Here is a 20887-nt window from a genome sequence, read left to right on the forward strand (position 1 = left end):
CGCGCAAAGACTACAACTGCCTTGCTCAGTGGTGTGACACGAAGTCGCACCACATAAGAAGCAAGGACCGCCACGTGAAGGCGGCATCGATCGGCTGAAGTTCGGGCCGGAGTCCAGGACCCGTCCCCGCGGTCGCATGCTTCGCCGGTAACGGCAGTGTGTGAAGCCGAGCGTTCAGGCGAAGAGCGCCACGGCCATCGCCGCGGCCCGCAGCCTGCTCCGCCCCGAGGCCCGCAAGCAGTTCGCGCCGGTGCCCTACTTCTGGTTCGACCAGTACGACATGAGGATCCAGGCGTACGGATATCTGCGCGGCGACGAGCAAGTGGCCGTCGTGGAAAGCGACGTGACCGAGCGCCGGTTCGTGGCCGCGTACCGCACCGGCGAGACGGTGACCGGAGTCCTCGCCGTCGGCGTGCCGCCCAGGACCATCCGCCCGTGGCGCCAGGCCATCGCCACCCACACCCCTGGCACGACGCACTGGCGACCAACGCGCTCCAGGCCGACGCACACGGGCCACGGCCCGAAGGAGGACCCCCACCTGCTCCTCCAACTTCCCGACCGTTCCGACGTCACCCCAGCCCGCCGCGGCCGCTCTCAGCCCAGCACCAGACACACGGAGGCCCACCCATGTCCAGAACGCACCCGCCGGTCGCCCAGGCACAGAATTCCCTGCCACCGCGGCTGGGCGCCATGGTGGCGGCCCTCACCCTCACCGGAATCGTTGGCGCGTTGACGCAGACCCTGGTGATCCCGATCGTTCCCCTCCTGCCCCAACTGCTGGACGCCAAGGCTTCGGACACCGCCTGGGCCGTCACGGCCACGCTGCTGTGCGGCGCAGTCTCCACCCCCGTGGCGGGCCGGCTCGGCGACATGTACGGCAAGCGGCGCATGCTCCTGCTCGGCATCTGCCTGATGCTGGTGGGCTTGGTGATCTGCGCGCTGAGCGACTCCCTCGCTCCGATGGTCGTCGGCCGGGCATTGCAAGGCCTGGCGGCGGGCGTGGTCCCGCTGGGCGTGAGCATCATGCGTGAGGTACTGCCCGCCGAGAAACTGCCCGCGGCGACGGCGTCGATGTTCGGCTCCCTCGGCGTCGGCGCCGCCCTGGGCCTGCCCGTCTCCGCGGTCATAGTCGACAACTTCGACTGGCACGTACTGTTCTGGGTCTCCGCGGTCCTCAGCGCCGTCTCCGCCGGACTCGTCGTCCTGCTGGTGCCCGAGTCGAGTGAACGTACGGGCGGGCGCTTCGATCTGACGGGGGCGGCCGGCATGGCACTGGGCCTGGTCTGCCTGCTGCTCGCGGTCTCCAAGGGCCAGGACTGGGGATGGGGAAGCGGCACGGTCCTCTCCCTGTTCGCCGTGGCCGTGATCGTGCTGCCGCTGTGGGGCTGGTTCCAACTGCGCACTCCGAAGCCCTTGGTGGACCTGCGCACCACCGCACGACCGCAGGTACTGCTCACCAACCTCGCCGCGCTGGCGCTGGGCCTCGCCCTGTTCTCGATGAACATGGCGCTGCCGCAACTGCTCCAGATGCCTGAGGCCACCGGCTACGGTCTGGGCAAGTCCCTGATCGCCACCGGCCTGGTCATGGCTCCGCAGGGTCTGACGATGATGGCGGTCTCTCCGTACGGAGCGCGCATCACCAAGAGCAAGGGGCCGAAGGTGACCCTCATGATCGGGTCCGCGATCGTGGCAGCGGGCTACATCATCACCATGGTGATGATGTCCGGGGTCTGGCAGGTCCTGGTCGCCTCCTGCATCGTGGCGACCGGAGTGGGCTTCGCCTACGGCGCGTTGCCCGCGCTGATCATGGAAGCCGTGCCTGTGTCCGAGACCGCCGCCGCCAACGGCCTCAACGCGCTCATGCGTTCCATCGGCACGACCGTTTCCAGCGCCGTCGCCGGCCTGATCCTGGCCCACATGACCACCGACTTCCACAGCGTGCACATCCCGACGGAGAACGGCCTGCGGGCCGTGCTGGCCCTGGGCGTCGGCGCCGGTGTCCTCTCTTTCGCCTTCGCGAGCCTCATCCCCCGTAGACCCCCGATAGAGGTCCCCGCCCCGGTGGAGTCAGCCGCCGTGAAGACCGCGGGTGCGGAGTAGGACGCCGCTTCCAGCAAGTAGGAAGCTGCATATTCGGTGCCCACACGCCTGCACACCGTGCTCCGTGGGCGTGTGGGCACCGCTTTCATGTTCGGCGCGCACCGGTGCCTTCACTTCTGGTCCGCTCTCTATGTGCTCACTGGTCATAGTCCCTTGAGAACGCGAACGCGGTCGGCCTTCATGCGCCGGGCGACGGCGGTGTCGAAGGCGATGGCTTCGAAGGCGTGCGGGATGGAGGGGTGGACGTGGAGTTCGGTGCTGACTCCCGCTGCTGCGGTCCGCCGCGCGTAGTCGATGTCCTCGTCCCGGAGGATGTCGAGTTCGAGGGCCTCCATGTAGAGCGGAGGCATGCCCGTGGCATCCTTCAACCGTGCCGGCGCCGCATAGGGTGACACGTCGGGGCCGCCGCACGCGGGGCCGAGCAGTGCCTGCCATGCGGTCGCGTTGTCCTCGTAGCTCCAGGTGGCCAGTCCAGCGAGTGCTGGGTCAGGAGTTGTGGTGCGGTCATCCAGCATGGGGTAGAGCAGGATCTGCTTGGCGATCGCCGGGCCACTCCGGTCACGTGCCAGCAAGGCCAGGCCGGCCGCCATCCCGCCGCCGCCACTGTCCCCCATGACCGCGATGCGTGCCGGGTCGACACCGAGTTCCCCGGCGTGTTCCGTCAGCCAGGTCAATCCGGCGTAAGCGTCTTCGACGGGGGTGGGGTGAGGGTACTCGGGGGCGAGGCGGTATTCCACCGACAGGAACGGGACACCGCTGGACGACACATAACGGGACACGGTTCCGTCGTAGAGCGAGACGCTGCTGAGTATCATGCCGCCGCCGTGAAGGAAGAGCACGGCGGCCCCGGGCTGCGCGCCTTCCTTGACATACCACCGCAGCAGCAACTTGGCACCGTCACCCGCTGTGGTCTCGAAGTCCTTGACCACCACATCGTCCGGTCTGGGCTGCGCAGCGTCGATCATGGCGTGAACGGGTTCCATCGTGCTGCGACGTGTCGCGACATCCCCGACGGGCCTGTGGACAGAGGGGAATTCTCCCGGTGCGCCGAAGAATTCGATCACCTCGGGGGCCCAAGAAAATGACATGTTTGCGCCTTGCTTTGTGAGTGGTGCTGGAGGTTCGTCGCGCACGCCGTGTCTCAGCACTTGCCTGCTGTGTTGACGACTCTTCGTTGGCACGACCCACCAGCGATCATGTTTTCCGGAGTACGGGTAACTCGAAAAGCCAGGGCTCGTCCACCGTGCCCTTACGGCAGCGGACCACCATGGTCGCGAAACGGTTGACAAGGGCGGCGGCCCGCAAGCTGATCAGTGCCCTGGTTGGTTCCTGACCCCCATGCTCGGTGGAGAACGGGAGCCTCTGGTCCGGGCGGGCCTCGCGGTCGACTGGTGCGAGCCCCTGTCGCCGATTACTGCCAGGCCGGCATCACCCCCGCCGGGTAGCGGGAGCCGGCCGATCCGTGCGGCAGGATCTCCTGGATGCGGGCGAGGTCCTCGGACGTGAGCGTGACCTGCGCGGCGGCCACGTTCTCTTCCAGACGCCGCGGGCTGCGGGTGCCCGGGATGGGCACGATGTCGTCGCCCTGTGCGAGCAGCCAGGCCAGCGCCAGCTGGGTGACCGAGATGCCTTTGCTCTCCGCCAGCGTGGTGAGCTCGCGGACCGCGGCAAGGTTCTTCTCATAGTTGCCGGGCTGCCAGCGGTCGTCCTTGCCGCGCATGTCGTAGGCGGAGTAGTCGTCGGCCGGCTTGACGGCGCCGGTGAGGAAGCCGCGGCCCAGCGGAGAATAGGGCACGAAGCCGATGCCCAGTTCCCGGACGACCGGCAGGACGTCGGCCTCCACTGCTCGCTCGAACACCGAGTACTCGGTCTGGAGCGCGGAGACCGGGTGGACGGCGTGGGCGCGGCGGATGGTTTCGGGGCCGGCCTCGCTCAGGCCGAAGTAGCGGACCTTGCCTTCGGCGATCAGCTCGCCGACCGTACCCGCCACGTCCTCGATGGGGACGTCCGGGTCGACGCGGTGCTGGTACAGCACGTCGATGTGGTCGGTACCCAGGTGGCGCAAGCTGTTCTCGGTGACCTCGCGGATGTGCTCGGGGCGGCTGTCCAGGGCAGCTCCGATCCTGGCCGGATCGGAGAGGTCGAAACCGAACTTGGTCGCGATCAGAATGTCGTCGCGGAAGCTCTTCACGGCGCGCCCGAGGAGCTGCTCGTTGCTGCCGGTGCCCAAGCCGTACAGCTCTGCCGTGTCGAAGAGGGTGACCCCGAGTTCGTGGGCCCGGGTGATGGTGGCGATGCTGCTCTGATCGTCCGAAGCCCCGTAGGCCATGGTCATGCCCATCGTGCCCAGACCAATCGTCCCGGCCTTGAGGCCCTGGCCGCCGAGGACGCGCAGGGGCAGGTTCGTGGTGTGCTGTGCCATGCCCCCAACGCTAGGGACACGGCACCCGCAGGTCATGGGGCATCGATCGCATAGAATTGCCTGATCCTCTCAGCGAAGGAGGCGTCGTGCTCGACCGACTCGCTGCGGCAATCGTCCGGCACTGCGTGGGACTGGGTTCGGAGACCGCTGTGCCCCGGCTCTTCCTGGCCGCGGTCGAAGAGCCCATCGAGCCCATCGACGTGCTGTACGAACCGATGATCTGCTTCGTCGCCAGCGGCGTGAAACGCACCACCGCGGGAGAACTCAAACAGGTGGCGCAACCCGGCGAGATGCACCTCACCACGATCGACCTGCCCGTCACCATCGAGCTGGACCAGGTGCCCTACCGGGCCGCCGTCATGCAACCCGACGACCAGGCGCTCACCGAGCTGCTCGTCGAGCTGGACGAGAGCGGTCAGACCGCCCCGTTGACCGCCGGTGGGCAGCTCCACGCGCCGATGACACCGGAACTCGTCGACGCGGTCACCCGCTGGGTCCAGCTCCTCGACACCCCCGAAGACATCCGCCCCCTCGCCACCCGGATCGAGAGCGAGATCCTGTACCGGCTGCTGCGCAGCTCCCTCGGCCCCGTCCTGCGCCAGTGGTCGCTGGCAGACTCGGCTACGACCCGGGTGCGCAAAGTGGCCCGATGGATATGCGCGCACTACACCGAGCCGCTCAGCATCGACGCGATCGCCGCCGCTGCACACATGAGCCCCGCCAGCCTGCACCGGCACTTCAAAGCGGCCACCGGCATGAGCCCCCTCAAGTACCAGAAACACCTGCGGATGCAGGAGGCACGGCGGCGCCTACTCGCCGGCCACGCCACGGTGGCCCAGATCGCTCAGGCGGTCGGATACGTGAGCGCCACCCAGTTCAACCGCGAGTACCGCAGCGCCTACGGCCTCCCGCCGGGCCAGGACGCGGCCCGGCTACGCACTCGACACACCCACAATCGCACTGCCACACCATGGCGGGCATAGGTCCAGGACGTCAGTAGCTGTTGTCGTACCGATCTTGGGGTTTGTCGGTGCGCCCGCAGCCTCGAGTACAACCCCGGCAGGGAGCCGGTCGCCAGCGACGGCTATGACGAACACGCCGCCGCCGTCACATCGACCGCGGCCGTGCTCACCGGGGCCGGGTTCGGCACCCCGCTCTCGTCGCAGACCGAAATCGGCCACAAGCTCCCCTACGGCTACACGTCCGGTCATCCGCATGCTCCGCGGCGCCTGCGGCCCGCCCGGCTACGGCAACGACCCCTGGGCTGCGCCAGGATGTGGCGCTGGCTGATGTCTGAAGCGAATCCTCGCGAACCTGCGGCAGGGTGGTTGCGCGCTCGCAGGGTGCCAAGCCACTCATTCACCCGACCTATCAGCTGATTGCAGTCCATGCTCCCGGAGGCTTGCTGCCCAGGCTGGGGGAAATGTCAGCTCTGTACTGGGGATCCCGTCGAACCTCTAGACAGAGCCTGCGTTGTTGACGCTTAATACGTCCGATGTACTTCGGCGAACACCCGCGATGTGTGGCCTCCTGTGTGTCGTGCCGTCCGAGGGTGAAGTCACTCCGTGCGGCCCTGGTGCCGAGGGAAGCACTGTTGCTGTCCTGCCAACAGCCAGGAGAAGACCTTGTCGGAGCCGATCACCCGCCGAAGGAGCGCTCGTCCCGTCACCAACGTCTCCTGGTTCGGCGACACCGCCGGCGTCGGCGGCGACCGCACCTGGCAGGACAGCTTTCGGCCCCCGAGCGGTACCGCAACCCGCGATGGAACTAGCAGCCGGCACCGTTGACCCGCACGTCACCGCTCAACGCCGACTACGTCCCCAACGACAGCCAGGTCGCCAACCCTGGGCGGACACCTTCCGCGTGGCGCCGCCCCACCAGAGTTCCAGCGGAGCACCGTCTCGCAGCCCCTGGCCAATCCGTTCTCCGGCGGGCGGCAGATGCCCCCGCCCGCACGCCCCGACACCCAGACCGGCCTCGCATGCCATCTGTACGTCGCCACCGCAAACAAAGCCACCAACACACAGGAGTGAGCCATGTCCTCACGAAGAATGACTCGCCGTACGTTTCTCGGCGCGGCGGGTGCGGCAACTGCCGCGACCGCCCTGCCGATCGTCCCCGGCTTCTCCGGCTTTCTATCGCACGCGGCCGCCGCGGACACACAGACCAACCTGAGCAAGGTGGTCGACATGCGGTTCGGCATGTTCAACCACTTCAGCCTGGGCACGTTCACGAACCAGGAGTGGGCCGAACCCAACCAGAGCCCCACCCTCTTCGCTCCCCCGAGCGTCAACTGCGCACAGTGGGCCGACGCGGCGGTCGCCGCGAAGATGCGGTACGGCATCCTGACCACCAAGCACCATGACGGTTTCGCGCTGTGGCCGAGCGCCTACGGCACCCAGAACGTCGCGAACAGCTCCTACAAGCAGGACGTGGTGCGGGCGTACTGCGACGCCTTCCGGTCGAGGGGGCTGAAGGTCGGGTTCTACTACTCCATCTGGGACCGCACCTTCGGCGTCGAGGCATGGGAGAGCCGGCACAAGGTGACCGGGCTCGAAATCACCGATGCCATCCAGCCCGGCGACATGACCTTCATGCTCGGTCAGATCACCGAGTTGCTGACCAACTACGGCACTATAGACATGTTCATGACCGATGGTTACGCATGGCAGATGGGCCAGCAGGCCGTCTCCTACCAGAGGATCCGTTCGCTGGTGAAGCAGCTGCAGCCGGACTGCGTCATGATCGACATCGGCGGACTGTCCGTGCCCTTCCTCAGCGACGCGATCTTCTTCGAGGAGCCGCTGGGCGTCACGGCGCCGGCGGGCAACACCTACGCCGGAATGCAAGGGCAGACCATCAGCAACGGCTGGTTCTGGCACCCCTCCACCCCGACCGAGAGCCTCATGAGCAAGGCGGACATCCTGTCGCACCTGACCGACCTGGAGCCGAAGTACACCTCGTTCATCCTCAACTGCCCGCCCAACCGCAACGGCCTGCTGGACACCAACATCGTCAACCGGCTCGCCGAAGTGGGTGCCGCCTGGAGCCCGAACACCTCCCGGCCGCCGCTGCCCACCCAACCACTGCGCGCCGAGTACCCGGTCACACCGGTCAACGCGTATGCGACCGCCTTCCACACTGGCGAGGGACCGCTCAACGCCATTGACGGACTCAGCGACGTTCGCTTCGAAACCTGCTGGTCGACTTGGAGCCTGCCGCTGCCACAGTCGATCACCATCGACCTGGGCGGGGTGTGGAGCAACGTCTCCACCCTGGAGTACCTGCCCAAGCAGTGGAGCCGCACCAACTCCACCGACGGCGACATCGCCTCGTACACCATCCACACCAGCACCGACGGCGTCACCTTCACGCAAGTCGCCGCGGGCACCTGGGCCGGGGACCGCACCCTCAAGCTGGTCGAGTGGCCAGCCAGGAACGTGGGCTTCGTTCGGATCCAGGTCAATGCGGCCACCGGCGGTTACGCCAACATCGGCGGCGTCAGGATCGGAGGCCGGACGGCCAAGCCTGCGTTGGTATCCCCCACACTCCCCGGTGACGGCACCGTCTACCGGCTGGTCGCCCGGCACAGCGGCAAGGTCGCCGACGTGGAGGGCGGGCGCACCGCCAACGGCACCAACGTCGATCAGTGGCCATGGCTCAACCAGGCGAACCAGAAGTGGACCTTCACCAGCACCGGCGACGGCTACTACAAGATCAAGGGTGTGGGCAGCGGCAAGCTTCTGGAGGTCGCCGGTCTCTCCCGCGCAGACGGCGGCAACGTCGGCATCTGGTCAGACGCCGACGCCCCCCAGCAGCACTGGGCCGTCACGCCCACCGGTGACGGACACTACTTCCTCATCAACCGCTACAGCGGGCTGTCCCTCGGCGTCGACGAGGGCAGCACCGCCGACGGAGCCAACATCGAGCAGCAGCCGTACGCGTCACAGACGCGGCAGCAGTGGCAGATCGTCCCCTCCTGATCCTGCCCTCCGCAATTGAGCGCCTCTTCGCCCACCTGAAGCGCAACGGCCGCCTGGCGCGCGATTTCGAACGCCGCACCACTAGGGCGTGCATCGAGTCGCGATCACCATTCGGTCCGGGTGAGGTCTTTTCGAGTCGGGGTCGGTCAGGTTGATCTTGCCCTCGGGTCTCGCCGGCGGTATGTATGGCTTCGGGGCGCCGCCGAAGCGGCGCCCTCGCGCATCACTCTGTGGTTGGAGGCCGAGGCCTCGAACTTCGAGCCGTCGACGGCGAGCACCGCCACCGCGACCAGGCCGGCCTCGGCGCAGAGGCCGAGCACCTGGCCGAAGAGGTCAGCGAGGGCCTCCTGGTGGCGGACCCGGAAGCGGGCGATCACGCGTCGTCGGGGGCCTGGTTTGCGCAGATCACCCTGAAGGCGACGTTCTCGCGGCAGCGGCGCTCGATCCCGCGCGAGCTTCGCTCGCCGACGCAGTAGGAGTAGCGAGCAGGGGGAGCATCGTCTTCGGCTCGTGGGCAGCCCGGCCGTGCCCGTCGGAGCGATAGGCGCCGTAGAAGGGCTCGAGGTGGAGCTGCTCGATCGCCTCGATCACGAACCAGGCGAGGTGGTCCTCGGGCAGCCAGTCGCGCAGGTCAGGGGGCTGCAGGGCTGCAGCAGCGGTTGGTCTCGATCGCATGTGAGGAAGTTCTGTGGCATGCCCAGATGGTCCAAAACGGCCCTGGACAGCCTGGTTTGTGCGACAGCCTCCTTGAGAATCAGGTGCCAGAGTTGTCGACGAACCCCACGATATCGAGGTATTCGATTTTCGGCGGGACGCCATAAATCCCCGTCACCTTGTCGACGAGCTCCTCCGTGAAGAAGGAGCGGCCTTTCTCGTCGTCATCCCACATGTAGAAGTTCCTTGCCTGAACGCCGTCTTCGTCGAGCATGAAGCTCTTGAAGCGAAGGCCGGCCATGCCTTCGAACGGTCCGCGGAGTTCGCCGGCAATCTTTGCGAGAGTTGAACGATCGAACTTGTCGGTCTGCGTGAAAGTCACGAGCACGCCGATCATCGGGCCTCCTATCGATTGCGTGAGCAACGGTTGATCGAGTGATGCTAGCGGCGGATCCTAGTACACGCGGCTGGAAAATCTGGTCGTTAGGCCGCGAGTCGGAGGTGCGGCTCGCGGTCGACGCTGCGGGCCAGGAGCGCGTCAAAATTTACATGCGTGAACACCCGCTCGAACGGGTGGGCGATTTGGCGCACATCATTCCGACCAATACTTGCGGCCGCGCCTACCTGGCACGTATCGAGTCGTGATCAATTTGCAGGATTTTGCCCTCGCTCCGAGGTCTGATCCGGTAGATCATCTTGCGTGACGCGAGTACAACTGACGAACGAAGAGTGGGAGTTCATTGGGTCGCATCTGCCGATTGGCGAGTATGGCCCGTACCCCGAGCGGCTGCGCCAACAGTTCGAGGGCGTGATCTGGCGGTTCAAGACGGGCGGGCAGTGGCGGGAGATACCGCAGGAGTTCGGCCCCTGACCGAGCCGGGCCCGGTCCGTCACGACCTGCAGGATGCGCTGGTAGTCCAACGACAGCACCGACCAGGCCAGCCCCTGCCGCCACATGGGCACCTGCGACTTCGGCTTCACCGCATCCCGGGGCGCCGACCGACCGTCGGCATCCCGCACATCCGAGGTGATCTCCGTGCCCGCGGTGTCGCCACCGCCCGGAGCCAGCACCGTATCGACCCGCCTGCGGGCGATAACCCACTCCTGCAATTCCAGCTCGGCGCGGCCAACTCGGCCTGGACGCGGTCGGCCTCCTCACACAGCTCGTCCACGCGACGGCGAGCACCCAGCTCACGCTGTTCCAACAGCCCAACCACCGACGGCATCCACGACCTCCCGGGCAGCGACAGCACGACAGGCCGTTGCTCCCACGGAACCTCCAACCCCACGCCCGACCAGCGGAAACGCAGCCCTCAAGCCCAGAAAGACAACAGCTTCTCAGACGCCGAGTGTGAGCACAGGGCGAAGACATTCAAGGTTGTAATAAGGCTTCCGCCAGGGATCGGCTCGACGGCATCGGCCCGGCAAGGCAGTCATGAGGAGGTGAAGCCGACGTCGCGGGCCACGAGGGCGGCTTGGACGCGGTTGGTGACCTCCAGCGCGGTCAGGATGCGGCTAACGTGCGCCTTGATGGTGCTCTCGCGCATCGCCAGGTGAACGGCGATGTCGGCGTTGGTGTCGCCCCGGGCCAGCAGGGCGAGCACGTCGCGTTCGCGCGGGGTGAGTCGCTCCAACCCGGCCCGGGCCGCGGTGGCCTGGGGCTGGTTGGTGGCGTGGTAGCGGTCGATGAGGCGGCGGGCCGCGGTGGGGTGGAGCATGGCCGACCCGACGGCCACCAGGTGGACGGCGCGCAGTATTTCGGCCGGGTCGGTGTCCTTGAGGAGGAAGCCGTCGGCTCCGGCGGCGAGGGCGTTGTAGACGTATTCGTCGAGGTCGAAGGTGGTCAGGGTGATCACCTTCGGCGGGTGGGGAAGGGCTCGCAGGCGGGCGGTGGCAGTGATGCCGTCCATGCGGGGCATGCGTACGTCGACGAGGGCGACGTCGATGCGGTGGGCGGTGGCCTGTTCGATGGCCTTCAGGCCGTCGGGGGCCTGGGCGACGACCTCGATGCCGGGGTCGCCGTCCAGGAGGTCGGCCAGGCCGAGGCGGACCAGGGCGTCGTCGTCGACGATCATGGTGCGGATCATGTGCGGGTGCCGTTCTGTTCGATGCCGGCGGGGTGGGGGATGCGTGCGGCCAGTCGCCAGGCGCCCGCGCCGGCCGGTCCGGAGTTCAGGTGCCCGCCGAGGGCGGTGACGCGTTCGCGCAGGCCGACGAGTCCGTACCCGCTGCCGACGGTGTCCGTGCGGGGAATGCCAGGGGGGTTGGTGACCTCGACGAGTGTGGCGGGCGGTCCGTAGTCGATGCGTACGGTCACCGGAGCGCCGTCGGCGTGCTTGCGGGCATTGGTCAGTGCTTCCTGGACGATGCGGTACACGGCCAGACGGTGGGTGGTGGGAGCCTGCTCGGGAAGGCCGTCGGTGGTCAGCTCAATGTGCTGGCCGGCGGCGCGGGCCTCGTCGGCCAGTTCCCCTACTTCCCTCATCATCGGCGTAAGGGCGGCGCTGGTCGGCGTGGTGTCGGGGTCGCGCAGCACACCGAGAACGTCGCGCAGATCGGTGAGGGCTTCGACGGACGCCGTGCGCAGCAGACCGAGTCGTTCCGCGACCGGTGCGGGCAGCATGTCGTTCTTGGTGGCCAGCACGCCGGTGTGCAGCGCGATCAGGCTCAGGCGGTGGGCCAGGACGTCGTGCATCTCGGCGGCGATACGGGACCGTTCCGCGATGCGGGCCGCTTCCTCGCGCAGCTTCGCCTCGATGCGCAGGTGCTCGACGTCGGCTGCCAGTGCCTGGACCAGGCGGCGCCGGCCACCCAGCCACAGCCCGACGAGCACGGCCAGCACCGGAAGGAGCAGCGTGGACGCGTAGGACTGCGCCGTCCACAGGGAGGTGGCCCGGTAGCTGAGCAGGTTGGCGCTCAGCGCGGCGACAGCACAGCCCGCCGCCACCCGCGCCCGGCGGTCCACAGCCAGGTCGAACAGGGCGACTGACAGCATGGGCAGCAGTGGCCATCCCCACCATGCCGTGGCCACGGTGACCAACAGCGGCGCGAGGGGCCATCGCAGCCGGGGCACGAGCAGGGCCACTCCGCACACCAGCGCTGCACCGATGACGGGGACCAGGCGGCCCCCTTCGATCGAGACGGCGTTCAGTGCGGCGGCCAGTACGCACAACGTCACGAGTGCCCCACGCCCGTAGGCCGCCCACCTGCGGCCTTCTCTGCTGCTCACCTGGGCCATCCTAGGCAGACCTGTGCGCCGTTCAGTCTGACGATCGGCGATGTCCGTCCCCTACTTTCGTAGGGGGACACCGTCGCAGAACCACGGGTCCGATGCCGGACGCGGCTTTCTAGCGTCAATTCCATGAACGACTGGACCACCTCCCACGACCGTGTCCTGGCGCAGCGCAATGCCGAAGGATGGATGTTCCTGATCGAGGCAGCCCGTGATCTGCGCACCACGGGTGCCATAGCCCCCAGCGGCAAGGCCCTGGCCCGCGCTCTGACCGATCCCGTACGGGCTCAGGCGCCCCGCCCGCTGGCGGTCCTGGAAGCCGGTGCCGGGACCGGCACGGTCACCCGCACCCTGATACCCGAACTGCCCCGAGCCAGCCGCCTGGACATTGTCGAGGCCAACCCGCGCTTCGCCTCGCGACTGCGCCACCTCGTCACCACGCATCCCCACCTGGCGCCCGCGCAGGTGAACGTGAACCAGACCTACGTCGAGCAGCTCGACACCGACCAGCGCTACGACGTCATCGTCTCGGGGCTGCCGCTGACCAACTTCACGCCCGTGCAGGTCGAGCGCATCATGGCCCGCTACATGGAACTGCTCCACCCCGGCGGCACGCTGACCTACTTCGCCTACCTCGGCACGCGCAAGGCCCGTGCCCTGACGGCATCACGAGCCGAAGCCCGCCGCCACGCCGCCGTGGACGAGATCATGGCCACCTATCAGCGCACCTATGCCACCGGCCGCTGGACGGTGTGGGCCAACGTTCCCCCCGCCTACGTCTGGCACCTGCAACGACCCCTCGTCTCCGCGGAGCACCCCGAGCCGCAGTCCGTCGAGGCGCGGCGGTGAACGCGCTCTCCGACATCCTCGGCCACATCTCCCCGGCCTCGGCGTACGCGGTGGTGGCCGCCGCTGTCCTGGCTGAGTCGATCCTTCTCGTCGGCGCTTTCATCCCCACGCTCACCCTGCTCCTGACCGCTGGCGCGCTGGCCCGCACCGGCCACATCAGCCTTCCCCTCGTGATCGCTGCCGCGGCCGGAGCCGTGGTGGCGGGTGACTTCCTCGCCCATCGCACCGGCAGACTCCTCGGTGATCAGCTGCGCGGAGGCCGCATAGGCCGTCGGATACCGGGTGCCGCATGGCATCAGGCCGAGACGCTGATGACGCGCCACGGCGGCCGAGCGGTCTTCCTGGCTCGTTTCCTGCCGGTGGTGCGCACTGTCGCCCCGCACTTCGCGGGCGCCACACGCCTGCCCTACCGGCGCATCGCTCCCTACAGCGTCATCGCCGCCTGTGTGTGGGCCACAGCGGAAGCAGGTGTCGGATACGCCGCCGCGACCTCTCTCCAGCGCGTCCTGACGCTGGGCGGCCCCGCCTTCGCCCTGGTCGCTCTGATGGCGATCGGGGGCGCGCTGTTGTGTCGAAGGAAGCGTCGCCCGCTATCTGAAGCCCAGGAACCGGCTTCCGAGCCTGGTACGACGTCCTCCGGCCATGTTCAGGCGGGTCTGACGAGGCCGGTGTCGTAGGCGAAGATCACGGCCTGGACCCGGTCCCGGACCCCGATCTTGGTGAGGATACTGCCCACGTGCGACTTGACGGTGGACTCGGCAAGGCAGAGGCGTTCGGCGATCTCGGTGTTGCTCCAGCCGGTCGCGATGGCGGTGAGTACTTCGCGTTCGCGGTTGGTGAGGCGGGCCAGCTGCCGTTGCTGTTCGGGCGTGTGGCCCGGCATTCGGCTGCCGAAGGCGTCGATGAGCTTGCGGGTGAGACCGGGCGAGATGACGGCGTCTCCGGCGGCCACCGCGCGGATGCCGGAGACCAGTTCGTCGGGCAGGGCGTCTTTGAGCAGGAACCCGGACGCTCCGGCGCGCAGGGCGTCGTAGGCGTATTCGTCGAGGTCGAAGGTGGTCAGGACCAGGATGCGGGAGCGTCCGCCGGACTCGATGATGCGTCTGGTGGCCTCGATGCCGTCCATGCCCGGCATGCGGACGTCCATGAGAACGACGTCGGGCTTGAGCTCGGCGGCCTTGCGGACGGCTTCGGCACCGTGGGTGGCCTCACCGATGAGGGTGAGGTCGGGGTGCTGTTCCAGGAGCATGCTGAAGCCGAGGCGTTGCAGGGCCTGGTCGTCGACGATAAGCACGGTGGTCATGCGCGGGGGTTCTCCGTTGTGGTCGTGGATGGGGGTCCCCCCGCTCGAGCGGAGCCGAGAGTGGGGGAGGGCGGGGTGGTCAGGAGGCGGGCGTGGACGCTCCAGCCGCCTTCTTGGTTGGGGCCGGCGGTGACCTGGCCCTGATAGATGGCCGCGCGCTCGCGCATGCCGACCAGACCGCGGCCGCTTCCTGCGCTCCGTCTGCGGGAGCGGGGTGCGTGGAGGGGGCCGGTGTCCTCGACATCGACGTGGACCGTCTCGGAGCGGACGGCTACCCGGACGCTGATGGAGGTGTCGGCGGCGGCGTACTTGAGGGTGTTGGTGAGGGCTTCCTGGACAATGCGGTAGACGGCGAGCTGGAGACCGGGGGCCAGCGCGGTGAGGTCGCCGTCTGTGCTGAGGGTGAGGCTCGGTCCGGCGGCACGGACGCGTTCGATCAGCGGATCGAGGTCGGCCAGGCCGGGCTGCGGGGCGAGCGGGGCATCCGGCGGCCGGTCGTTGTCGTCGCCGATGACGGCGAGCAGGCGGCGCAATTCGGCGAGGGCGCCACGGCCGCTGTCGGCGATGATCCGCAGGGTCTCGGCACCGCGCTGGGGCTTTGTCTCGGTCAGGCCCGCGGCGCCGTCGGCGAGGCCAACCATGACGGCCAGGGTGTGGCCGAGGATGTCGTGCATCTCCTTGGAGACGCGGGCGCGTTCCTGGGCGACGGCGAGGCGGGCCTGCTGGTCCTTCTCCTTCTGCAGGGCGGTGATGACGACGTTCACCAGGCGGTTGGCGAGGCCGAGGCCGGCGATGGCCGTCACCGTCACCATCCCCAGCAGCACGAGGATTTCCGGGCGTGTGGCGTACTCCGGCTGGCCGTCACCCCACAGCCCGGCGGCCCAGGCGACCAGCTGCATCAGGGAGATGGTGACGGCGATGAGCAGCTGGCGGGGGGTGCCGAAGCGACCGACGTTGAACAGGGCCACGATGCGGGCGACGTCAGCACTGGCGTTGGCGCCGTGGAGGGACCCTGTGGAGGCCGTCAGCACGGCGGTGGCAGTGATGAGCGCGAAGACCAGCATGGGCCTGCGCTCCCGCCACAGCAGCGGGACGGCTATGGCGACGGTGAGGACCAGCTCTTCGGCGACCCCGGATTCGCCGGCGGGGTTGAGTATGGACGGCAGTCCCAGGATGGCGCAGAACAGCGGTACGCCCCACCTCCGGACCCGGGGGTGGGTCCGGTCCGCCCACCGCCAGGAAGACAGCCGAGCGATGATCGACACAATCACCCGTTGCTCAGCGTCGTTCGTCAGTGCCTCGGGCAGCTCGGGTCGGCTGGGGACGGTTCGACCGGGCCGGGAATCCTGTGGGGGCGTGGGTGTCAAGGTCTGTGCCCTTCGCGGTGCAGGCGATCCGCTCGCCGGTCCCGGGGGAATGGACAGACGAGCGGCGACTCGGGAAGAACGCCGACCGGGGCCGACCGCTCTTCCGCGATCGTACGGCTGACAACGGCTCGGGTTCTGCGGTCGTCCTGGCCTGGCCAGCGCCCGCGCCGCCGGAGCCGGGGCCGAAGCCGAGGAGAAGGGGGCCGTGGGATGGGCGGCCTGCTGGGCGTCGAGGGCGTGGCGCGACTTCTCGCCCTCGAACAGGGCAAAGGCGAGGCGGAGAGTCGGTGCAGGATGGTGGCCACGGATTTGTTCCCGCCAGGAAAGAGGTCTTTGCGTGGACGGGCCTGACCAGGCCCGGGTTTCAATCTAGAAGCGGTATCGACTGGCGCTACGGCACTGTGGGCGGGAATACGGCGACGCCGGCTAGTACCGGGGTACTAGGGCCTGTGTGAGGTCGTGCTCGATCTGGCCGATGCGGATCCGCGTGGAAGGTGGGTCCGGTAGGAAGACGGTCGTGACGCGCAGGCAACTCACAGGCGAGCAGTGGAAGTTGATCGAGCCGTTTCTGCCGATGGGCGAGTACGGCCCGTACCCCGAGCGGCTGCGGGAGCAGTTCGAGGGGGTGATCTGGCGGTTGCGCACCAGCAGCCAGTGGCGGGAGATGCCACGTGAGTTCGGCCCGTGGCCGACGGTCTACGGCCGCTTCCGGGTCTGAAGGGAGCCGGCGTCTTCACCGCACTGCTGGAAGGCGTGATCGCCGAGGCCGCCCGCCAGGGAAAGGACAGACTTATCCCTGGTCAGCGTGGACTCCACCACCGCCCGCGCCTACCACGACGCCGTCGGCATGTGCATCGGCCAGGAGGTCATGGACGCCCTCGAGGAAGCCGCCGCCGACCAGGAACGGGCCCGGTAAAAGGGGGCGGCGGCCCGCCGGAACAGAACGGACAAGAAGGAAGCGACGCCCCCGACCAGGAAGAGCGGCGGCACATCAGGCGACGGCGCAAGCTCCGCTTGAAACAAGCCCTGCTCGGCAGGTCCCGTGGCGGGCTGACGAGCAAGGTTCATCTCGCCGCAGACCGCAAGTGCCGTCCGTTGTCGTTCGTCCTGACCGCAGGACAGGCAGCCGACAGCCCGCAATTCGTCCCCGTGCTGCAGCAGGTGCGGATCCGTCTGCCTGTCGGCCGTCCCCGGACCCGGCCTGGGGCAGGCCTGACGGGGCATCGCGACTCGATGCGACAAAACACTCGAGAGCTGCCTCGCCGGCCTCCACCTCCGCGCCTCCATCATCTGGATCAACGACCTGCTGAAGGCAACCGATTGATCATGACGTCACACAGGCCCTAGGAACGCCATTGCGGGGAGACAGCGCTGGGTGAAATTCCCTCCGGGGGCAGGTCGCTGCGATCGTCGGCGGCCAACACCGCCGCCAACTGCTCCACGGCCCATTGCAGTTCCGCCGATTTCACGACGAGGGGCGGCGCGAGTCGGACGGTTGATCCGTGGGTGTCCTTGGCCAGGACTCCTCTGCGCAGCAGGCCCATGCACACATCGCGCCCTACCCGGCCGATGACATCCACCCCGGCCCAGAGGCCGCGGCACCGTACGGCTGACACATGCTCCGAGGGAAGTGCTCGCAGCAGGGCTTCGAGGTGTGTGCCGAGCTGTGCGCTCCGTTCCTGGTAGGTGCCCTCCTTCAGCAGCCGGACGACCGCAGTGCCCACCGCGCTCGCCAGCGGATTGCCACCGAAGGTGCTGCCGTGCTCGCCTGGCCGGAAAACCCCGAGCGCCTCTCGGGTGGAAACGACCGCGGACACCGGCAGGATGCCGCCGCCGAGGGCCTTGCCGAGGATGTACGCGTCAGGGGTGACGCCCTCGTGGTCACAGGCGAAGGTCGTCCCGGTGCGGCCGAGGCCCGACTGGATCTCATCGGCGAGCATCAGGATGTTGTGCCGGGTGCACAGCCGACGGACGGTGGCGAGGTAGCCGGCGGGCGGAATGACCACCCCACCCTCGCCCTGAACGGGTTCGATCAACACGGCGGCGGTGTCGTCGTCGATGGCCGCCTCGAGCTGCTCGGCATCGCCGTAGGAGACACTGACGAACCCGGGCGTGTACGGCCCGAAGCCGCGCCGCGCGACAGCATCGTCGGAGAAGCTGATGACGCTGATGGTGCGTCCGTGGAAGTTGCCCCCCGCGACGATGATCTTGGCACGCCCCTCGGGGATGCCCTTGACCTGGTAGCCCCACTTACGCGCCATCTTCAGGGCTGTCTCCACTGCTTCCGCGCCGGTGTTCATCGGCAGTACGAGGTCCATGCCGCACAGCTCGGCCAGCTCCGTGCAGAAGACACCGAGCTGGTCGCTGTGGAAGGCCCGGCTGGTGAGGGTGAGCCGTTCCAACTGCTCCTGGGCTGCCGCGATGAGCGCGGGGTGGCGGTGGCCGAAGTTCAGGGCGCCGTAGCCGGCGAGCATGTCGAGGTAGCGGTTCCCTTCGACGTCCCATACCCACGCCTCCTCGCCTTCGCGGACAACCACCGGGAGTGGACTGTAGTTGGCGGCCGAGTGCGACTCGACGACGTGGATCGCCTGTTCGGTCGCGACGCCGGGCAGGCGCGTGTCGGTGGACGACGACGTCATGAGTTTCTCCGTAAGTTGTTGTGGGCCCGGGCGGGCCGGGTGTGGCTGATGAGTTCTTTTCTTCAGTGGCTCAGCAGGAGTGGCCGCCCGGCTCTCCGGGGCGCCCTGGCTGCTGATTGAGATGTGCGCGCCTTGTGCGGTCGCTGATTACGGAGATGACGGCGGGGTGTTTCTCGGGCCGACGGCACGCTGCGCGGAACGAGGAGAGGCGAGTGAACGAGCGACGGGCCCGGGTCGGCCTCGACGCTGGCAAGGGCCACCACTGGGCCGCGGTAATCGACGAAACCGCGCGACCCTGTGGTCGAGGAAAATCGACAACGACGAGTCGGCGGTCCAGCCAGCGTCCTGTGGGCCCTGTTGCGCGACAACCGGGTCTTCACCCCCGCCCTGCCGGTCGCGCAAGCGGTTTGACTTCGTCATTGAGACTCCTTCTGCGTCATTTGGTGCCGACCGAGCGCAGCACGGTGAGTACCAGTGCGCGGGTCACGTCGACTGTCTCGCTGATCGAGACCTGTTCCTGGGGGCTGTGGGCGAGGCGTACGTCGCCCGGCCCGAAGTGCAGGGTCGGTATGCCGGCCGCGGAGTAGAGCCGCAAGTCGCTTCCGTAGGGCGCACCGCGCTCGCGCGGTACGGCACCGCCGTCCGCGACATCGGCGTACGCGGTCCGGACGAGGTCACGCAGGGGATGGCCCGCGGGCAGTCGGCCGCTGGCGAACTGGCCTCCGGGCCACGTCACGGCCGCGGGGTGATCGCGCAGCCACGGATCGGCCGCACAGACCTCGGCGACGCAGCGCTCGAAGTCGGCGCGGGCGGCCGCCGGGTCCTCGTCGAGCCGTACGCCCAGCCTGCCCTGGGCCACGAGCAGGTCGGGGACGGTGCTCGGCCAGTCGCCCGAGCGCAGCGTGCCGACGGACAGCGCGTAAGGGGTCGGGTATTCCGCCAGCAAGGGGTCGGGAGCGACATTGCGCTCGGCCTCCAACCGGGTCAGAGCCGCGTGGATCGCTCCGTACGCGGTGATGGCGCTGACCCCGGCGTCACGCGTACTCGCGTGGGCGGCCTTGCCTGCGACCTCGATGCGAAAGGTCAGTGCGCCGGCCGTCGCGGTCACCAAGGTGCCGCCCGTCGGTTCGGTGATGACACACGCGTCGCCGGTGTGTCCGCGCCGGAGCGTCCCGAAGGCTCCGATTCCGCCGTCCTCCTCGCCCACCACACAGTGCGCCGCCACCCGGCCGCGCAGTTCCGCCCCGCTCGCCCGGATCGCGGCCAGCGCCGCGAGGTTGGCCACCAAGCCGGCCTTCATGTCGCAGGCTCCGCGGCCGTGAACAAGGTCATTGGCCACCCTCGGCACGAACGGATCACCGTCCCACTGCGCCCGGTCACCCGCGGGTACGACGTCGACGTGCCCCTGCAGGATCATCGTCGGCCCGTCCCCGCCGTCAGGCGTGGTCGCCACGAGCCCCCAGGCTTCGTCGCGGGGTGCCTCAGATCCGGGGAAGGCAGGGTCGGCGCGAAGCTCGGGCAGGTCCATGGACCACAGATCGACATCGAGCCCGAGCCGGTCGAGGTGCCCGGCGAGCCGGTGTTGCAGTTCCGACTCGGCGGCGCTCCCGGTCACGCTCGGAACCGTGAGCACGTCGAGCAGCACGGTCGCGATCGCGTCCTCGTCCACGGCCGCCAGTGCGGACGCCTCCTCGGCACTGAGCCCTGCGGGCATAGTGATCTCCTGTCGGGTCGGTGGCCGGAGGGCCTTTTTCGATTTCCGCGATCGGCAAGCAGCGCAATGATGAGACGTTCTGAGCCCGATCAGTTTTGTTTCTTGCTCTTCGCCGGAGATGAGGGGCACAATCTTGCGTCCGGGGCGGAAAGCCCGATCACCAGCGGGACCAGACGGAGGCAGTTCGTGGACTCCATCGACGAAGAGATCATGCGGTGCGTCGTCCGCAATGCCCGAAGCACCTACGCCGAGATCGGGGAGGCGGCCGGGCTGTCCGCGCCCGCCGCCAAACGGCGGCTGGACCGCCTGGTCGCCACCGGGGCCGTCCGCGGGTTCACCGCCCTCATCGACACCCAGACAATGGGCTGGCGTACCGAGGCCTTCGTCGAGGTGTACTGCAAGGGCAACCCGACCCCAGGAGCCCTGGGGGAGTCCCTCGGGGAGATCCCGGAGGTCATCGAGGCGTGCACGGTGTCGGGCTCCGCGGACGCGATGGTGCACATGCTGGCCCGGGACATCACGCATCTGGAACAGGCGATCCAGCGAGTCCGTGAGGCGCCGGTGATCGACCGGACGAAGAGCGTCATCGTGCTCTCCCGGCTGATCGACCGGCCCCGGCTGTAA

At 68.3% G+C, this 20887-nt stretch carries 18 protein-coding genes and 4 pseudogenes; 10 read left to right on the top strand and 12 right to left on the bottom strand.

Features of this window, described 5'->3' with window-relative positions:
* Window positions 1–160: 160 nt before the first annotated feature.
* Together FGD71_RS49965 and FGD71_RS31700 are read left to right on the top strand one after the other, a co-directional pair.
* Window positions 161–733 (top strand): oxidoreductase C-terminal domain-containing protein, encoded by a 573-nt coding sequence (locus tag FGD71_RS49965; protein WP_338120095.1) that lies wholly within the window; start codon window positions 161–163, stop codon window positions 731–733.
* Window positions 628–2100, top strand: coding sequence for an MFS transporter (locus FGD71_RS31700; RefSeq protein ID WP_119103989.1), 1473 nt, complete (start codon window positions 628–630; stop codon window positions 2098–2100). Before FGD71_RS49965 ends, FGD71_RS31700 begins: the two co-directional genes overlap by 106 nt.
* Before the next feature lie 143 nt (window positions 2101–2243).
* Here FGD71_RS31700 and FGD71_RS31705 read toward each other — a convergent pair whose 3' ends face one another.
* Both FGD71_RS31705 and FGD71_RS31710 read right to left on the bottom strand, forming a co-directional pair.
* A complete protein-coding gene (locus tag FGD71_RS31705; protein ID WP_205571160.1) occupies window positions 2244–3065 on the bottom strand; it encodes an alpha/beta hydrolase in 822 nt (273 codons plus the stop codon).
* Between the two features lie 446 nt (window positions 3066–3511).
* The gene (locus tag FGD71_RS31710; protein ID WP_119103991.1) at window positions 3512–4522 is read right to left on the bottom strand and encodes an aldo/keto reductase; all 1011 of its coding nucleotides are present in this window, start codon (window positions 4520–4522) and stop codon (window positions 3512–3514) included.
* Window positions 4523–4608: 86 nt separating this feature from the next.
* Here FGD71_RS31710 and FGD71_RS31715 point away from each other — a divergent pair, with 86 nt between their 5' ends.
* Window positions 4609–5505, top strand: coding sequence for an AraC family transcriptional regulator (locus tag FGD71_RS31715; RefSeq protein WP_119103992.1), 897 nt, complete (start codon window positions 4609–4611; stop codon window positions 5503–5505).
* 1053 nt (window positions 5506–6558) lie between these two features.
* A complete protein-coding gene (locus FGD71_RS31720; RefSeq protein ID WP_119103994.1) occupies window positions 6559–8505 on the top strand; it encodes an RICIN domain-containing protein in 1947 nt (648 codons plus the stop codon).
* 146 nt (window positions 8506–8651) lie between these two features.
* Here the strand turns inward: FGD71_RS31720 and FGD71_RS31725 are convergent, their stop codons facing one another.
* From FGD71_RS31725 to FGD71_RS31735, 3 genes are all read right to left on the bottom strand, one after another.
* Entirely contained in the window at window positions 8652–8882 is a 231-nt protein-coding gene (locus FGD71_RS31725) for a hypothetical protein (protein WP_140935993.1), read from the bottom strand.
* 28 nt (window positions 8883–8910) lie between these two features.
* On the bottom strand, window positions 8911–9180 hold the full coding sequence (locus FGD71_RS31730) for a hypothetical protein (RefSeq protein WP_140935994.1): 270 nt from the start codon (window positions 9178–9180) through the stop codon (window positions 8911–8913).
* Window positions 9181–9259: 79 nt separating this feature from the next.
* On the bottom strand, window positions 9260–9556 hold the full coding sequence (locus FGD71_RS31735; RefSeq protein ID WP_119103996.1) for a hypothetical protein: 297 nt from the start codon (window positions 9554–9556) through the stop codon (window positions 9260–9262).
* Window positions 9557–9859: 303 nt separating this feature from the next.
* Here FGD71_RS31735 and FGD71_RS31740 point away from each other — a divergent pair.
* Window positions 9860–10027 (top strand): annotated as a pseudogene (locus FGD71_RS31740) (transposase); the annotation flags it as partial.
* On the opposite strand, the pseudogene FGD71_RS49270 reads toward FGD71_RS31740, so the two are convergent.
* From FGD71_RS49270 to FGD71_RS31755, 3 genes and pseudogenes are all read right to left on the bottom strand, one after another.
* Window positions 10012–10385 (bottom strand): annotated as a pseudogene (locus FGD71_RS49270) (hypothetical protein); the annotation flags it as partial. The pseudogenes FGD71_RS31740 and FGD71_RS49270 overlap by 16 nt on opposite strands.
* A 207-nt stretch (window positions 10386–10592) precedes the next feature.
* On the bottom strand, window positions 10593–11246 hold the full coding sequence (locus FGD71_RS31750) for a response regulator (protein WP_119103997.1): 654 nt from the start codon (window positions 11244–11246) through the stop codon (window positions 10593–10595).
* Window positions 11243–12388: a sensor histidine kinase gene (locus tag FGD71_RS31755; RefSeq protein WP_119104021.1), complete on the bottom strand. Its 1146-nt coding sequence runs from the start codon at window positions 12386–12388 to the stop codon at window positions 11243–11245. The genes FGD71_RS31750 and FGD71_RS31755 overlap by 4 nt, the downstream gene beginning before the upstream one ends.
* A 132-nt stretch (window positions 12389–12520) precedes the next feature.
* On the opposite strand from FGD71_RS31755, the gene FGD71_RS31760 reads away from it, so the two are divergent.
* Both FGD71_RS31760 and FGD71_RS31765 read left to right on the top strand, forming a co-directional pair.
* A complete protein-coding gene (locus FGD71_RS31760; protein WP_119103998.1) occupies window positions 12521–13240 on the top strand; it encodes a class I SAM-dependent methyltransferase in 720 nt (239 codons plus the stop codon).
* Window positions 13237–13917, top strand: coding sequence for a DedA family protein (locus FGD71_RS31765; RefSeq protein ID WP_119103999.1), 681 nt, complete (start codon window positions 13237–13239; stop codon window positions 13915–13917). The genes FGD71_RS31760 and FGD71_RS31765 overlap by 4 nt, the downstream gene beginning before the upstream one ends.
* On the opposite strand, the gene FGD71_RS31770 is transcribed toward FGD71_RS31765, so the two are convergent.
* Complete coding sequence (locus FGD71_RS31770) at window positions 13887–14543, bottom strand: response regulator (protein ID WP_119104000.1); 657 nt, start codon at window positions 14541–14543, stop codon at window positions 13887–13889. The genes FGD71_RS31765 and FGD71_RS31770 overlap by 31 nt on opposite strands.
* Complete coding sequence (locus tag FGD71_RS31775; protein WP_119104001.1) at window positions 14540–15814, bottom strand: sensor histidine kinase; 1275 nt, start codon at window positions 15812–15814, stop codon at window positions 14540–14542. Before FGD71_RS31775 ends, FGD71_RS31770 begins: the two co-directional genes overlap by 4 nt.
* Before the next feature lie 613 nt (window positions 15815–16427).
* On the opposite strand from FGD71_RS31775, the pseudogene FGD71_RS31780 reads away from it, so the two are divergent.
* Window positions 16428–17234: pseudogene (locus FGD71_RS31780) on the top strand (transposase).
* Window positions 17235–17253: 19 nt separating this feature from the next.
* On the opposite strand, the gene rocD reads toward FGD71_RS31780, so the two are convergent.
* Entirely contained in the window at window positions 17254–18549 is a 1296-nt protein-coding gene (gene rocD / locus FGD71_RS31785) for an ornithine--oxo-acid transaminase (protein ID WP_119104002.1), read from the bottom strand.
* Window positions 18550–18761: 212 nt separating this feature from the next.
* On the opposite strand from rocD, the pseudogene FGD71_RS49275 reads away from it, so the two are divergent.
* Window positions 18762–18883: pseudogene (locus tag FGD71_RS49275) on the top strand (IS110 family transposase); the annotation flags it as partial.
* Between the two features lie 102 nt (window positions 18884–18985).
* Here the strand turns inward: FGD71_RS49275 and FGD71_RS31800 are convergent.
* Complete coding sequence (locus FGD71_RS31800; RefSeq protein ID WP_119104003.1) at window positions 18986–20263, bottom strand: ArgE/DapE family deacylase; 1278 nt, start codon at window positions 20261–20263, stop codon at window positions 18986–18988.
* Between the two features lie 186 nt (window positions 20264–20449).
* Between FGD71_RS31800 and FGD71_RS31805 the strand changes: the two genes are divergently transcribed.
* A complete protein-coding gene (locus tag FGD71_RS31805) occupies window positions 20450–20887 on the top strand; it encodes an Lrp/AsnC family transcriptional regulator (RefSeq protein WP_119104022.1) in 438 nt (145 codons plus the stop codon).

The sequence above is a fragment of the Streptomyces sporangiiformans genome (genome assembly GCF_005768555.2).
In the GTDB taxonomy this organism is placed as follows: Bacteria; Actinomycetota; Actinomycetes; order Streptomycetales; family Streptomycetaceae; genus Streptomyces; species Streptomyces sporangiiformans.